Annotated in this window: 15 protein-coding genes; 9 read left to right on the forward strand and 6 right to left on the reverse strand. The window is 53.0% G+C overall.

Going from position 1 to position 14,174, the window contains the following annotated elements; genetic code table 11:
* Positions 1-35: 35 nt before the first annotated feature.
* Entirely contained in the window at positions 36-434 is a 399-nt protein-coding gene (locus H5P27_RS17885; protein WP_185661793.1) for an NUDIX hydrolase, read from the forward strand.
* Between the two features lie 18 nt (positions 435-452).
* Here H5P27_RS17885 and H5P27_RS17890 read toward each other — a convergent pair whose 3' ends face one another.
* From H5P27_RS17890 to H5P27_RS17910, 5 genes are all read right to left on the reverse strand, one after another.
* Positions 453-1,034 (reverse strand): LOG family protein, encoded by a 582-nt coding sequence (locus H5P27_RS17890; protein ID WP_185661794.1) that lies wholly within the window; start codon positions 1,032-1,034, stop codon positions 453-455.
* A 31-nt stretch (positions 1,035-1,065) separates the two neighbouring features.
* Positions 1,066-1,827 (reverse strand): ABC transporter permease, encoded by a 762-nt coding sequence (locus H5P27_RS17895; protein WP_185661795.1) that lies wholly within the window; start codon positions 1,825-1,827, stop codon positions 1,066-1,068.
* On the reverse strand, positions 1,824-2,621 hold the full coding sequence (locus tag H5P27_RS17900) for an ABC transporter ATP-binding protein (RefSeq protein WP_185661796.1): 798 nt from the start codon (positions 2,619-2,621) through the stop codon (positions 1,824-1,826). Before H5P27_RS17900 ends, H5P27_RS17895 begins: the two co-directional genes overlap by 4 nt.
* Before the next feature lie 21 nt (positions 2,622-2,642).
* Entirely contained in the window at positions 2,643-3,692 is a 1,050-nt protein-coding gene (locus H5P27_RS17905; protein WP_185661797.1) for an ABC transporter substrate-binding protein, read from the reverse strand.
* 113 nt (positions 3,693-3,805) lie between these two features.
* Positions 3,806-4,516, reverse strand: a complete 711-nt coding sequence (locus tag H5P27_RS17910; protein ID WP_185661798.1) for a dienelactone hydrolase family protein — start codon at positions 4,514-4,516, stop codon at positions 3,806-3,808.
* A gap of 91 nt (positions 4,517-4,607) precedes the next feature.
* On the opposite strand from H5P27_RS17910, the gene H5P27_RS17915 reads away from it, so the two are divergent.
* From H5P27_RS17915 to H5P27_RS17930, 4 genes are read left to right on the forward strand one after another with little or no spacing between them, the layout of a single operon-like run.
* On the forward strand, positions 4,608-5,195 hold the full coding sequence (locus H5P27_RS17915) for a pyridoxamine 5'-phosphate oxidase family protein (RefSeq protein ID WP_185661799.1): 588 nt from the start codon (positions 4,608-4,610) through the stop codon (positions 5,193-5,195).
* 3 nt (positions 5,196-5,198) lie between these two features.
* Positions 5,199-6,482, forward strand: a complete 1,284-nt coding sequence (locus tag H5P27_RS17920; RefSeq protein WP_185661800.1) for an MFS transporter — start codon at positions 5,199-5,201, stop codon at positions 6,480-6,482.
* 30 nt (positions 6,483-6,512) lie between these two features.
* The gene (locus H5P27_RS17925) at positions 6,513-6,965 is read left to right on the forward strand and encodes a DUF5069 domain-containing protein (RefSeq protein ID WP_185661801.1); all 453 of its coding nucleotides are present in this window, start codon (positions 6,513-6,515) and stop codon (positions 6,963-6,965) included.
* Positions 6,940-8,406 carry a sulfatase family protein gene (locus H5P27_RS17930; protein WP_185661802.1) on the forward strand — a complete coding sequence of 489 codons (1,467 nt, stop codon included), beginning with the start codon at positions 6,940-6,942 and terminating at the stop codon, positions 8,404-8,406. The genes H5P27_RS17925 and H5P27_RS17930 overlap by 26 nt, the downstream gene beginning before the upstream one ends.
* Here H5P27_RS17930 and H5P27_RS17935 read toward each other — a convergent pair.
* Positions 8,403-9,407, reverse strand: coding sequence for an ABC transporter substrate-binding protein (locus tag H5P27_RS17935; protein ID WP_246462809.1), 1,005 nt, complete (start codon positions 9,405-9,407; stop codon positions 8,403-8,405). The two genes, H5P27_RS17930 and H5P27_RS17935, sit on opposite strands and share 4 nt — an antisense overlap.
* Before the next feature lie 63 nt (positions 9,408-9,470).
* Between H5P27_RS17935 and H5P27_RS17940 the strand changes: the two genes are divergently transcribed.
* Genes H5P27_RS17940 through H5P27_RS17955 form a run of 4 tightly spaced genes read left to right on the forward strand, consistent with a single transcriptional unit; the run spans position 9,471 to position 14,170 of the window.
* Positions 9,471-10,631, forward strand: coding sequence for an ABC transporter substrate-binding protein (locus H5P27_RS17940; protein WP_185661804.1), 1,161 nt, complete (start codon positions 9,471-9,473; stop codon positions 10,629-10,631).
* Between the two features lie 41 nt (positions 10,632-10,672).
* Positions 10,673-11,461: an ABC transporter permease gene (locus H5P27_RS17945; protein ID WP_185661805.1), complete on the forward strand. Its 789-nt coding sequence runs from the start codon at positions 10,673-10,675 to the stop codon at positions 11,459-11,461.
* Positions 11,462-11,485: 24 nt separating this feature from the next.
* On the forward strand, positions 11,486-12,832 hold the full coding sequence (locus H5P27_RS17950) for an FAD-binding oxidoreductase (protein WP_185661806.1): 1,347 nt from the start codon (positions 11,486-11,488) through the stop codon (positions 12,830-12,832).
* Between the two features lie 3 nt (positions 12,833-12,835).
* The gene (locus H5P27_RS17955; RefSeq protein ID WP_185661807.1) at positions 12,836-14,170 is read left to right on the forward strand and encodes an FAD-binding oxidoreductase; all 1,335 of its coding nucleotides are present in this window, start codon (positions 12,836-12,838) and stop codon (positions 14,168-14,170) included.
* The last annotated feature ends 4 nt before the right edge of the window (positions 14,171-14,174 follow it).

The following is a 14,174-nucleotide window of genomic DNA, read 5'->3' on the forward strand; positions in this document are numbered from 1 at the left end:
GCAGGTGAACTTCCTCGAACGCTGCCCTGCCCTAGATGAAAGTTATCGATAAGATCGCTTGGATACACCTCGCAGATCGAAAGATCCTCGGGGCACGCAGCAAAGGGAAGGATGTCTGGTACCTTCCGGGCGGCAAACGGGAAGCAGGCGAGACCGACACCGAAACTTTGGTGCGAGAAGTGAAAGAGGAGCTTGCTGTGGAAATCCTCGCGGACCAGGCGGCTTTGATTGGAGTCTATGAAGCTCAGGCGGATGGGCATGCGGAGGGCTTGATCGTTAAGATGACCTGCTATTCCGCTCCCTTTAAAGGTACGCTCAAGCCTTCTTCCGAAATCGAAGAGATCACGTGGCTCGACTCAAGGGATAGTGACAAAATTTCCGAAGCGAGCCGGTTGATTTTTTCCGATTTGAAACAACGCGGCCTACTCGATTGATCAATAGCCGCTGTGACACTACAGCCACTTTGGAACCGTCACCTTTTCGAAGCTGAGTAAACCTTCCAACAGGGCCTTTGCATCGCTTTCCACCACTACCGAGTTTCTGTGAGCGGCTGGCAAAAATGCTTCTTGAATCATGTGATCGATAAAACCCATGAACGGTTCAAAATAGCCGTCCACGCTGAACAAGCCGGGCGGTTTATCGAGATCGCCCAATTGGTTAAGCGTCCAAACTTCTAAAAATTCTTCCATCGTACCGATTCCGCCTGGCATCCCGATAAAAGCGTCGGCGAGCTGCGCCATGCGGTGTTTTCGCTCCTTCATGGTGGCAGTGACTTCGTGTCCTGTGAGCCCATCATGAAGATGCCCTTTTCCCAATAGTCGCTCCGTAATCACACCGTAAGCTTCGCCTCCGTTTTCCAGAACCGCGTCAGCAATCGCTCCCATCAAGCCTTTGTGTGTGCCTCCATAAATCAGCCGGATGCCGGACTTCGCCAGCAAAGTGCCAAGCTCCTTCGCCGAATCCATGTACTTGGTTCCAGCTCCCGTATTCGAACCGCAATACACAGCGATCGATTTTATAGAATTCGTTGTCATAAAAATTATTCTCCAGATTTGCGTTTGAAGGTTAACGACTCCGTCTTGTGGCCCAGCCAGCAAAACGTTGTTCGAGCAAGGCAAAGACTCCGTACAGCAACACGCCTAGAAAGGCCAGGATCAGTAGACCAGCAAAGACAAGCGGCACGTTGAATGACGAGGACGCAATCATCATCATGTTGCCAATTCCTTTGTTGGAGGCGACGGTCTCCGCCACCACCGCTCCGACAAAAGCCAGAGTGATCGCTACTTTGAGTGAGGCGAAAAAATAAGGTAGCGAACGCGGCAAGCTCACATTCCAGAGTATCTCTCGGCGGCTCGCTTTCATCGCCCGCATCACGTCGATTAGCTCTGGTTCCACGTTGGCGATGCCCGTGGCCACATTAACTACGATCGGAAAGACGCAAATGATCATCGCAGTCAAAATCGCTGGTACTGAACCAGCGCCAAACCACAGGACGAAAATGGGTACCACGGCCACCTTGGGAACCGAGGATATGCCAACCAGCAAGGGATATCCAGTGTCGTAAACCAATCGCGACGAACCAATCGCCACACCGAGGAAAAGCCCGCAAATCACGCCTAGCGCGAAACCGAGCAAAGTGGTGTAAAGAGTCTGGTAAGCATGCGGCAGTATACCCGACCAATAATCAATAAGAGCGGTAAACACTTGGCTCGGCCTGGGGAGCACCAACTCCGATATCTGGAAAACGACTACTACCACCTCCCACAATACAAATACCGCGACAAACAAAGATAACGACGCCAGAAATCGCTTGATTCTATCCCTCATCGAGCAAACTCCTGTGTTTGTTTTTTTGGTACAGAGATCAAAGCGTGCAACTCTTGAACTAAGCTGGAAAACTCAGGCTGAAACGTCGTCTGCAAGCTACGGGGCCGCGGAAAGCTCACAGAGCGATCTTCAAGAATCCGCCCCGGCCGTGGACTCATCACACAAATACGGGTGGCGAGATACGCAGCCTCCCTCAGGTCGTGAGTGACAAGCATAACCGTCGGTTTTTTGCTCAGCCAAAGATCCTGCAAGGTACCCCAAAGCTCTTCTCGAGTAAACTGATCGAGCGCGCCAAAAGGTTCGTCAAGCAGCAGCAAATCCGGCTCGTGCACCAGAGCTCGGCAAAGATTCGCCCGTTGCATCATACCACCCGACAACTGCCAAGGCTGCTTTTCAGCAAACGAAAGTAGCCCCACCTGATCGAGCAGCTGATCGACTCGATCCTTATACTCGTTGTATCTTTTCTTTCGATACTCTGCCTTGTAGGGTGGCACGATTTTGAGCGGCATCATGACATTTTTCCGAATGCTAAGCCACGGCAATAAGTTAGCCGATTGAAACGCCATCCCCACTCTCACCGACTCGACCCCACAAAATTCTAGAGCGCCTGAGCTCGGTGCCAGAAGCTCGCTGGCCAATTTCAGCAGGGTCGACTTCCCGCAGCCAGACGGACCAACAAGCGCTATAAAATCCCCCTGTTCGATCGAGAGGTTCGTCGGGCTCAACGCCAAGGTAGCGTCAGCCCCATCACCATAAGTGACGCTGACATCTCGGAACTGAATGAGCGGTTTCAAGGGGAATTGGCAGGCAAACTATCAGAGTAGCTTGTAGAGTCTATCGCTTTCAGGAGGCAGAAACTCCGGCGTATAAATTTCTTCGATACTCGGAGTTCTGGGCAGTCCGTACGCCTCGACTACCGTATCGATCGCTCCGCTGAATCTTTCCTCATCAATCGCCCCCAGCCCGTGAGTAGCGATTTCCGGATGGTTCATTTCAAATTCTAGCGTGGCGAGTAAACGCTCCTTCTCGACTCTCCGGTTAATCAGCCCTTCCCGCTTCGCCACCGCTGCGATTCCCGCATTGGGATCCGCGATCACGTCTGAAATCCCGCGATTAATGCCGTGAACCAAACCTCTCACAATCTCCGGTTTGTCGACCGCAAGCTCTCTGTTTACGATGATCCCGTTGGAGTAGAGATCGATTCCGTAATCGCTGAAATTGATGAACCGCAGATCGTTGTCCGGATCCATCCCTGAAAGTTTCGCGGAAAAACGAATTGTATTCACGTATCCAAAAACGCCATCCACCTGTTTCGTGCGCAGCATTTGTTCGCGCATGTTCGGTTGGAAGTGAACGATATCGATATTGGACGTATCAATCCCCGCCCCTTTGCTAAAGATGGAAAAAAGCTTAAGCGCTCCATCATTTGGAGCTCCCCCTAAGGTGCGGCCGGCCAGATCCTTGGCAGTCTTGATCGGTCCATCCTTCAGCACCGCGATCGTGAACGGTGGCGTGTTGTAGAGCTGATAGACACACACAGGGGCCTCCTCTGGCTTCTGAGCCGCGAGTTGGATCAGCGCGTTCACATCTCCGAAACCAACATCGTAGATACCAGCGACTTTTCCGACCGCAGCGCCGGAACCGTTTCCCTGGTCAATCTGGATGTCGATCCCCGCTTTCGCGAAATAGCCACGATCCTGGGCGAGAAAGTACCAAGCCTGCGGGCCTTCGTAACGCCAGTTCAGCACCATCTTCAGCTTAGTGTCAGCCGCCTTGAGAATATTCGGAAAACCAAAAAGCGAGGCGGCGGAAGCAACGGCGGTCTTTTGAAGGAAATTTCGTCTCGAAAGCTCGGGGTTAGTCATCGTTTTTCTAAGTGAAGTCGACACAGCGCGAAACAGGGTCGGCGAAGTGATTCCGCATTCAGCAAAAGCTGTACCACCTCGGACAGCGCCATGATCGTATGAATGGCTCAACATCAGCCGAATTTCTCGGCGATGAACTGAACCATCATGCCCCATGACCGAGAGTCTGTTAGAGCATCGTACTTTGCATGCCCCGGACGGTTAGCCTTCCGGTCAGTGAAGGCGTGCACCTGTCCACCAAAATGCACTAGCTGCCAATCTGCGTCCACTGCCCGCATCTCGGCCATAAATCCAGCAACCTCCTCGTCTGGAATCCCCGGATCCTCGGCTCCGTGCAATACCAAGACGCTGGGCTTAATCGTATCTCCCTGCCCCAACGCTAGCGGCGACTTAAGAGTACCGTGCAGGGAGACAACTCCCAGAACTGGAGCTGAAATGCGAGCGAGCTCCAATACGCACATACCGCCAAAGCAATATCCCGTTGCGATAACCTTGCTTGAATCAACCTCCTGCAGAGCGGCCAAGTTCTCCAGGGCAGCCGTAGCCCGTTGGCGAGTCACTTCGCGATCCGCCTTGAGAGGTTTGATCACTTCATAGGCCTCATCGAAAGTTTCTGGGCGCGTATCTACTCCGTACATATCGACAATCATGACCACGTATCCTAGGGTCGAATACTTTTCTAGCATCTCGTCCCAGTAGTCGTTGGGACCCCATAAGTTTGGAAAAACGATGAGAGCGGGGCCGGGCTTTTCAGAAAAAGGTGGGATGTAGCAACGGGATTCGAAAGTGATCGACCCGACTGAGTAGGTAATCGTTCGGAGCATAGGCCCGTCTTAGCAAGAAACCTGCCGAGCAAAGCGGAGTGAACTATCCACTACTGAAGAAAGTGGGCTCACTTTCTGCTAGGGCCTGCCTATGTCTCTCTCGCTCCTCGACGAGCTTATCCTCGAATTCCAAAGCGCTAAAGACGCGTCAGAACCAAACGCGTTTCTCGGCTCGCTTGCGACTTGCGATAGTAGCGGACAAGCACGCGTGAGGACAGTCGTTATCCACGAACTCACGGCTAAAGGCCTCCTCCTTGTCGCTAGCGAATTTCATCAAAAGTGGAGACAACTCTCCGCAAACCCAAAAGCGGAAATCATGCTTTGGTGGCCAAGCCTTGGCCTGCAATACCGGATAACCGGCAAGTGCATTAGCCAAAGCCCGGATGTAGCCTCAGCTCGTTGGAGCCAACTACCACCTAGCGTTCGCCGACTCGACCTTGCCTACGGGGACGGCTTCATCCCCGGCCAAGCGATCGAGAGCATCGAGAAAGTTTCCGAAACCGTAGCCGAACGAAGCGAAGGCAAATCCATAGAAACTACGCCTAGCCACGTCCGAGCCATTCTTTTCGAACCCGAAGAAATAGAACGGCTGAAAACATCGCCCTCAGATCGCCAACACGACCGTCGCCGAGCAACCCTAATAGACGGCCAATGGCACTGTCAGCAACTCGTCCCCTGAACCATGAACGAGACTGACATTCCTCCACAGTCTGATCCCCAGAATGCTGCCAAGCCACCGGCTCCTTGGCGACAGCTCACCGTGATCGGATTTACCTTTTGGCTAAACTACCTAGCCTACGGGCTAATAATACCACTCATCCCCACCATGATGGCGTATTATTTGGCCGAATACAGTATTCCCTCTGTTCTGATGGGAGGCGTAGCAGCCACTATATACGGATTATCCCAGGTTTTCCTAGGCCCGGTATGGGGAGCATTCTCGGATCATAAGGGCCGTAAACCGATCCTTCTTTGGTCGCTTTGGATTCAGCTTGCCGCCCAGATCCTCTGGATATTTAGCGACACGATTTGGCTCTTCCTCTTGGTTCGGGCTTTTACAGGGATCACTTCCGGTAACATGTCGATTACTTCGGCGGCGATCAGCGACTCTACCAGCCGTCACCACCGCATGTTGGGAATGAACGTTTTGGCGATGGGTTTCGCCCTTGGTTCGACGCTCTCTCCCCTGATCGGAGGTCTGTTGGTTAAAGTAAATCCGCTCGATTATGTGCCTTACCTGCGAGACTACGGGGTGAATCCTTTTTCCTTCGTAGCTTTTGGTTCTATGATGTTCTGCGTGTTAAACCTGTGGATGGTGCGTTTTCTCTTTAGAGAATCCCATCCTCGTGAGGCTCGTACCCAAGTTTTGGATGTAAGCGTCAAAACCATACTGGGACGCCTCCACCGGGTGCCAGAAAAGGCAATGAATCAACTCAACTTTGTTTTCTTCATCTTCGTATTCGCCTATGCCGCGGTGCAATTCAACCTATCGTTTCTGGCCCTAAACCGCTACGACTGGACTCCGAGCAAAACCAGTCTGCTCTACGCGGCATCGGGTGTTTTCCAATTGATCAGCCAATCGTTCATCCTGCCTCGTTTATCGAAGTACATGGATGAAAGGCAATGTAGCTTCATCGGTTTCGTATTGGCCGCTCTGGGAGTGGCAATCATGGCCAGCCCCCTTCCTTCATATGGACTGGTTACCGGGCTCATCTTTCTAGCAACTGGAGCAGGACTCGTCTTTCCCGCCTTATCGAGTCTGGCATCACTGTACGCCCCCCACGACCGCCAAGGGGAATATCTAGGGCTCTTTCGGGCCCGAGCCGCGATGGGCAGCGGATTTGGCCCCATCGCCTTAGGGAGCGTATTCGCTTTTACAGGACCGATCGTGGCCTTTGGAGCATTCAGCGTCCTGTACCTATTCGCCTTTTCTCTGGCACGTCGACTTCCTGAACCCAAGGGGTAGGCAAAACCGAATTTCCCCATTTCTAATATCATGACCAACTACTCAAGCCCAGACCTGACCCAACAACCTCCGCGAAGCCCTCGCGTCCGACTTGGAGGCTTCGCGATCCTCCCACGTGTGATTGACAAATGTCGTGCCGTGTTGGCTGGAACCAACGGCGACTACAATTACGCCTGCGCCTTAGACCAGCATTTCTTCACATTTACCAAAATCGATCCCGAGGCGATGAAAGCTGAAATCGCTGCGGGCAAGGGAGATGGTGAGATTCTCGCTTGGGTAATGGAAAATCTGGGACGCGACCTAAGCCTACCTGACATTTTGGCTTGGTCGGCTTACCACCAGAGCCGATCTCCGGACAATCCCACATACCGAGCCAAATTCAACAAGATGCACGAAACGCTGGCCCCGGATCGCACTGATATTGTGACGTCCTTCGATATGCTCGACCTCGACGACTATGTATCCTTTGGCGGCAAAGCTTAGCATTCTTTTCCTTTTGGGTTTGGCCTGCCTAAACGCGGCCAGCGAACAACCCAACATTGTCCTCATCATGGCGGACGACCATGGACGCTGGGCAACTGGGACCTATGGAGATTCGCGTATCCGAACTCCAAATATGGATCAGCTCGCCGCAGAGGGAGTGAGATTTGACGCGGCGATTTCGCCAGCCCCAGTTTGCTCCCCTTCCCGAGCGAGCTTCTTCACAGGCCGCATTCCGTCGCAGCACGGCGTACACGACTTTTTGTCGGAAGATGAGCCTTTTGATAAAAAAGGAAGGCTCGATGGAGAAACGCTTTTGTCCGAGAAGTTGAAGAAAGCGGGCTACAAAACGGGCCTTTTTGGCAAATGGCACGCAGATGGTGAAGGTTGGAAGCCGGTACGTGGTTTCGACAAATGGCTTAGCTATGACCTGCGAGCAATGGATTGGATAACTCAGTACGCCCATAGCGGGACAGTCCACTATTCGGTCGATGGAGAGGCGGTAAGCAAAACCGGTATGCAAGCCTGGTTCCTAACCGAGTCCGCCCTCGAATTCATAGACAGCGCGGAGGGGGCTCCCTTCTTCACATGCCTCACCTACGTCGAGCCTCATTTTCCCTTCGAAGGGCTTCCGGAGAGAACGGTTTCCTATTACCGCGATTTCGCTTCGGAACTGCTTCCCTATGGCGACAATAGCTGGACCAATCGCTCAAATAAAAAGACGGGCGACACCCCTCAACACGAAGAGTGGGTCGCTCAATACCTCGCCGCCGTCACCCTGCTCGACGAGCAAATCGGTCGGCTCCAAGATGGTCTGCAAGCGAGAGGACTGCTCGAAAACACGATTATCATCTACGTTTCCGACCATGGACACATGACCGGACAATATGGTCTGTATGGGAAGGCTAATGGAAGTCTGCCCCTGAACCTCACGGAAGAGACCCTCTCAATTCCGCTTATAATTTCCGGGCCCAGAGAATGGATACGGCCTGCCCAGGTGAGATCCGAATTCGTCAACCTTTGTGATCTTCACGAAACTATCGTCGATTTGGCCGGCAGCGATGAAACTCCCAAAGGTCCGGGCAAAGCATTGACTCCGCTCTTGCAAGGCGAACGTGTAAGAGAATGGCGACAACGTCAATTTGCAGAGTACGGCAACGCTCGCATGATTAGCGACGGACGCTGGAAGTTGGTCAGGTACTACGCTGAAGATCCAGCATCGGCACCGGTCGACCATTGGTTCGATCTTTCAAATCCAAGAAAGGAACGCGTTCCCAGCATTGGCCCCCACCAAGAGGCAAAAGAAGATTTCGTATCGCAACTAGAAACTTACTTCACACGCTGGGAAGAGCCGGGCAAAAGTGGTCGACAGGTCTGGTCCCTACCCCGCTTCAACGCTGGCGAGCCATGGACCAAGGAGCCGCTTCCCATATCCAGCAACTAATCTTCTCCGGGGAGAAATGAGGAATCGACGCATTCTTCAAGTGTGAGCTCTTTGGATACAAGGTCTAGGTCCTTCAGGATGTCTACGACCTTTCTCATCTTAGCATCTGGCATGGTTCCGTATTGATAATCCAATTCAGGCTCCCCGCGGAGAAAATGCTGGTCCACCAAAACCCCATGGGCGAAACGCATGTGATCTTGATCGAGATTGGGATTATAGGAATGGATCGAATCAAAGGCGGGCTGAGGATCATTATCCATAAAATCCAGATAGCCTTCTATGGTGGCTGCTAAAAATCGGCGAACTGTGTCAGGATTCTTCTCCAAAAATTCGCGATTGGCGAAAAGGACCTGCGGTGGATCGTAACCGGCCTCGTAAAATGGCAAGGTCCTGGTAGCCACTCCTTCTCTGGCTACGAAATAGGGCTCATTGGTCACGTAGCTTTGCTGGGTAAGCTCAGGGTCGATCATGAATTCGCCATAACCCCAATTGTAAGGAACAGCCTTGAACTCGATATCGAATTGGCGGCGAAAATAGGCTTCAAAGGTCGAACCCACTGCCAACATGACACGACGACCATCTAAGTCTGAAAATGTCTTCACCGGGGAATCCTCTCGCACCATAAATGCAGCCGCGTCGTGATACATAAATATCGCGACTGCCACGATAGGTAGGCCCTTGTCCACAGCTTGAGCGATGGAATCAAACCGGTTCATACCGATGTCCGCATCGCCAAGCGCCACCTTTTGCATAAACTTGCTTCCGGGTCCGGCGTCCATCAGTTCCACCTGAACGCCATGCTTCTCGTAGATCCCTTTGGCCATGGCTTGATGAAAACCGCCATGCGATGTTTGGGCATACCAATTCGCCTGCAAACGAACGAGAGGAAGCGTATCGCTAGTCAACTCTTCCGTCCCATTCTCGGAACATCCCTGCCACAGAGCACCCAGAGCAACTAAGATTATGCCGGAAATAACTGATACGCTGCGACCATGGATCATCAAAGCCACACGAGCAACAAAAGCGCCAATCCGAGCTGGTAAGCGACCTGCTACAGGCGGCCAATGGATCGTTCCCGCGTTACAACAACAGTAGCCACTTTACTCGCCGCTCTCACTCTTTTCGCCTGCCGAGCTTCCAAGGAAAAGACAAACGACAAAGAAGCCTCCACCACTAACCGTCTGGAGTTTAGCGAAGAGGAGAGTCATCAGAAACTAAAGGACGCATTTTCTTGGGATCGCTACGTATCCAACGACTACCTACCCATCCAGGGGGAGACGGATTTCTCGAATTTTAAATCGGCAACTGGCCCAACGAAGAAGCTTCGAGTCGCCTTGCCGTGGCTAGTGAACGATCAAGTGCCAGCTCTCTGGTTCGGACTCGCCCGAGGGTATTTCGAGCAAGAGGGCTTGGATATCGAGGTCGTCCCCGGAGGACCTGGACGGGACAACCTGATCCTGCTGCTCAGCAATCAGGTCGACATAGCGATCGCATCTTCCACTACCAGCGTTATCCGCATGTTGGCCAGCGACACAGGAGGCGAGGTAGTCGCGGTGGGCGCTTTGCAAAAGGAGTATCCCTACGCCTACATCGCCATCGATCAAACAATCCCCCAGTCTCAAACTTCGCAGCGGGAGCTTACAGCGGAAGATTTTCGCGGAAAAAAGCTAGGCATGACGCCGGGCGGCGAGATCTTCTTGTCCTTCGCACTCGAGAAGCTCGGGCTAGAGTCCAGCGATATCGTAGTGAGCAAAGCAGGAACCAGTCTCGTGCCGCTGACCAACGGCGTCTACGACTACTATACCACCATGGCCGACAACAATCCGAGGAAGCTCGAAGCTATGGGATACCAGAACTGGATGCTTTGGGAATTTCGCAAGCACGGCTGGGAAGACTATCATAATGTCGTTACCGTTCTGCCGAGTACGCTGCAAAACGATGCTGAGAGCGTACGAGCCTTTTTGCGCGGATTGGATCATAGCTTGAGAGAGCTTTTGGCTGCAGATAGCTTGAGCGCGGCAAAGGAGATTCATCCCTTGATCGAGGAATCGGGACTTACCGCCGAGCTAATCGCGAGGCGACTGGATCTGCAAAGGCCCCTCTCTCTAGCCAAACCAAACGAGGATCTCCTGTTCATGACCGAGGATCGTTGGGTGGAGGCAGCCGCAATTTTGTGGCGACACGGAGCCATCGATTTACCGGATCAAACTTCGTCGCCCGAGTAGAGGCAAGTTGGCAACTCTTTTGCTAGTAGCGGAACCGAACAATGCAAAAACGCCTACTCAATTGGATGCTGCCTGTAGCCGGCGGACTTATACTCTATCTCATTTGGATTCTCTTCAAAGTCATCGGAGGGCAAGAGGATTGGATTCTTCCCTGGCCGGGACAGATTTTGGCCGCGATTGGAGAGGAATTTAGTATCCTAATGGGTGCAGCCATTCAGACGGGAGCTTCCGCTCTGGTGGGCTTTCTGTTTTCCATCGTAGTTGGCATCGGCTTAAGCGTACTCCTTGCATCCGCTCAGTGGGTACGGACGATGTGGTATCCATGGGTGATCTTTTTCCAGATGGTCCCCGTCATCGTATTGGCCCCAATCTTCGTACTCTGGTACGGGCAGGGTCTTCCGAGCATCGTAGCGATCACCTTCATGATCACCTTCTTCCCTATCGTCGCAAATACGACCATGGGCTTGGTCTCGACTGACAAGAACCTCATAGATCTTTTCACCACGCTCAATGCCTCCACTCAAGCAGAGGTTTTCATGCTCCGCGTTCCTTTCGCCCTGCCATACTTCCTGACAGGCTTGAAGATCTCCGGTACCCTCGCTCCGATAGGCGCCTTGGTAGGCGACTTCTATGCGGGCGAAGCCTCCGGCGGAAAAGGGGGTCTTGGCTACCTCGTGGTATCCTACAGCTCGCAGTTAGAGACCGCAGCGCTTTTCGCGACCGCACTGGTGGCTTGCTTGCTTGGTTTCGTCTTCGTCTCAGGGGTCAATTATCTGCACTGGCTCTTGCTGCACAACTGGCACGAATCCGCCATCCGACGCGAAACCTAGCCACCAATCTTCCTTCCTCCTCTAATGCCTGCTCTTAAAGTCCAACAATTTGCCGATGCGGTGCGTTCTGAAATAGGAGCGGATCGGGTGAGCGATGACCCGGCAACGTTGAGATCCGTTTCGCGCGACTACGCGTGGTTATCCCCCATCCTTTCTCCCCTCGTAGAAGGAAAAATAACTGACTTCGTGGTGTATCCGGAAAACGCGGACGAGCTTTCGGCAATCACTAGTCTAGCGTACAAATACAACGTGGGCCTAACTCCTCGCGGCAAAGGTACTGGGAATTACGGCCAATCCGTTCCTCAGGGACCAGGTGCGGTGGTAGACACCAGTCGGATGCAGCAAATTCTCGAAATTGGTGACGGCTTTATGCGGGCGGAAGCGGGCGTACCGTTCACGAAGCTTGAAGCGGCAGCCAATAAGACAGGACAAGAACTATCCATTTTTCCAAGCACAACCAACAGCTACTTAGGAGGATTTCTAAGTGGCGGTTCAGGAGGGACCGGATCGGTCGCTCACGGATTTCTATGGAATGGTTTCGTCAAGCAGCTGAAGATCGTTCCCTGTCTCGAAGAGAGCGCGCCATTTGTCGTGGATGCGCCGGATACACTCGACCACCTGCATGGATACGGCACCACCGGTTTAATTGCGGAAGCAACCATCAAGCTTGTCCCCAAGACTGATTGGACCGCCCTCTTTGCCAGCTTTCCGGCAGACGCCTGGGAAGCAGCGACAGCATTTGGGATGCGAACCATGAAAGCCGCGACCTTGCCTCGGCTCCTGTCTGTCGACCAAGCTTCATTCCTCAAATTCTTTCCGGAGCACCCCGGTCTTGCTCGCGACCGAATCAGCGTGCGGCTTATATCCGACCCCACGATGCTAGCCGAGTATGAGTCATGGTTGGATGAGATGGGAGGAAAGGTAGAGTCCATCGATCCTAAAGCCTGTACGCTGCAGACTTTTCTTTCCTACAACCACGTGAGCTTGCGGGCCAAGCAAAGTGATCCAGGTCTTTGTCACCTCCAAATCGGCGGACCTGCAGTCATCGACAGAATCGATCAAATCACCAGCATTCTGCCAGAATCAACAGTCCACTTAGACGGTATGAAGGTGTCGGGAACTCCCGGATACGGAGGAATTTTGATCTCACGCTTTGTCAATCGAGCTACCCTGTATGAGGCCATGGCCGAGCTAAAATCAATGGGCTGTATCGTCGTGAATCCACACCATTGGTATCTGGGTTTAGGCCACTACCCGACCCTATCCGAAGTGCTTCGCGTATCCGCATTGGTCGACCCAAAGGGCTTGCTGAATCCGGGACGGTTCCCCCCGAAAGAGGTCATTGCCCAAAACTCCAAGGAGCTAGCCTAAGCCATGGATTTGCCATCCGCGATCAATGCACTGAAAGCATCCCTCGGAGATGAGGCCGTCGACTGCGATGCCCGGAGTTGTCAAATCGCCTCGCGAGATTACTTTTGGCTCTCGCCTATCCTTTCCCAACAGCTTCGTGACTGCCCGCTGGCCTCCGCGGTCGTTAAGCCTCAGAATCTGCTGGACTTGGCCAAGGCGCTTTCCATCGCCTACCAGTACGAGGTCCCCATAACGCCACGCGGCAAGGGAACGGGCAACTACGGGCAAGCGGTACCCGTCGACGGCGGCATCGTGTTCGATTTGACTGCGATGAACCAAGTCATCGAGGTTGAGAGCGATTGGATAACGGCAGAAACCGGGTGCAACTTTCTCCAATTGGAAGCGGCCACTGAGAGCCTGGACCGTGAATTGCAAATCATTCCCAGCACTACCAAGAGTACGCTGGGTGGCTTTATCGGAGGAGGAGCTGGAGGAGCTGGTTCGGTGCAATACGGATTCATTTGGAACGACTTTGTAGATTCGCTGGAAATCCTGCCCTGCGTGGAAAATCCTGAGCCTTTCTGGGTCAGCGGCGAAGAATGCCTAAACTACCTACACGCCTTCGGAACGACGGGAATTATCACCAAAGCAAAAGTCCGCCTCCGCCCGCGCAGAAATTGGACCGCTCTCTACTTCTCCTTTGGTGCAGATCAGATTTCAAAAGCGGCTGCCGCGGCAAAAGCATTCACGAAACTCCCGATCGTCCCGCGACTAAATACATTCGACCTCCCCGAAGCAGTGGCCCTCCTTCCTAAGAACGCAGCTATGCCTGCAGGAAGGATCAGCCTGCGTCCTATGGTGGACAAGAGCACCGTCGACAATTGTATTCAAATAGTGGAGCAACTCGGCGGGCGTTTCGAAGCGGAAAAACCAGAGGACCTGGAGAATCTTCACCTTCTCTCTTACAACCACTTCACGCTGCGGGCAAAACAGAAGCGTCCCGAAATTTGCCATTTGCAGCTAGCTGGCGATGCAATGGTCGAGAAAACGGAAGCCATCTTATCGCTTTTGCCCGACTCTGCCCTCCATCTCGAGTGTAGACTCGTTGACGATAAACAGAGCTTCGGAGGCCTTCTGGTTTCTCGTTTTGTGGATAGAGCAACGATCGCAAATGCAATTGAGTCGCTTCGCTCGCTCGGCCTCCAAGTCGTCAATGTACACTCCGATAAACTGGGCGAAGGCCATCTGCCCAAGATCGAAAATGTGATCCGGACAAAGGCAGTGAATGATCCAAAGAATTTGCTGAATAGAGGAAGACTCCCCTCGGAAACAGTAGTCGCAACCTTCCCTGAGGAATGATTTT

It is taken from the genome of Pelagicoccus albus, assembly GCF_014230145.1.
In the GTDB taxonomy this organism is placed as follows: domain Bacteria; phylum Verrucomicrobiota; class Verrucomicrobiia; order Opitutales; family Opitutaceae; genus Pelagicoccus; species Pelagicoccus albus.

What these genes read in the sequence shown, in the direction of transcription:
- H5P27_RS17915 (WP_185661799.1), top strand. Translation starts at nt 4,608, where the DNA reads ATGTCTCTCTCGCTCCTCGACGAGCTTATCCTCGAATTCCAAAGCGCT.
- H5P27_RS17895 (WP_185661795.1), bottom strand. Translation starts at nt 1,827, where the DNA reads ATGAGGGATAGAATCAAGCGATTTCTGGCGTCGTTATCTTTGTTTGTC.
- H5P27_RS17890 (WP_185661794.1), bottom strand. Translation starts at nt 1,034, where the DNA reads ATGACAACGAATTCTATAAAATCGATCGCTGTGTATTGCGGTTCGAAT.
- H5P27_RS17920 (WP_185661800.1), top strand. Translation starts at nt 5,199, where the DNA reads ATGAACGAGACTGACATTCCTCCACAGTCTGATCCCCAGAATGCTGCC.
- H5P27_RS17935 (WP_246462809.1), bottom strand. Translation starts at nt 9,407, where the DNA reads ATGATCCATGGTCGCAGCGTATCAGTTATTTCCGGCATAATCTTAGTT.
- H5P27_RS17950 (WP_185661806.1), top strand. Translation starts at nt 11,486, where the DNA reads ATGCCTGCTCTTAAAGTCCAACAATTTGCCGATGCGGTGCGTTCTGAA.
- H5P27_RS17905 (WP_185661797.1), bottom strand. Translation starts at nt 3,692, where the DNA reads ATGACTAACCCCGAGCTTTCGAGACGAAATTTCCTTCAAAAGACCGCC.
- H5P27_RS17910 (WP_185661798.1), bottom strand. Translation starts at nt 4,516, where the DNA reads ATGCTCCGAACGATTACCTACTCAGTCGGGTCGATCACTTTCGAATCC.
- H5P27_RS17955 (WP_185661807.1), top strand. Translation starts at nt 12,836, where the DNA reads ATGGATTTGCCATCCGCGATCAATGCACTGAAAGCATCCCTCGGAGAT.
- H5P27_RS17930 (WP_185661802.1), top strand. Translation starts at nt 6,940, where the DNA reads ATGTATCCTTTGGCGGCAAAGCTTAGCATTCTTTTCCTTTTGGGTTTG.
- H5P27_RS17885 (WP_185661793.1), top strand. Translation starts at nt 36, where the DNA reads ATGAAAGTTATCGATAAGATCGCTTGGATACACCTCGCAGATCGAAAG.
- H5P27_RS17925 (WP_185661801.1), top strand. Translation starts at nt 6,513, where the DNA reads ATGACCAACTACTCAAGCCCAGACCTGACCCAACAACCTCCGCGAAGC.
- H5P27_RS17945 (WP_185661805.1), top strand. Translation starts at nt 10,673, where the DNA reads ATGCAAAAACGCCTACTCAATTGGATGCTGCCTGTAGCCGGCGGACTT.
- H5P27_RS17940 (WP_185661804.1), top strand. Translation starts at nt 9,471, where the DNA reads ATGGATCGTTCCCGCGTTACAACAACAGTAGCCACTTTACTCGCCGCT.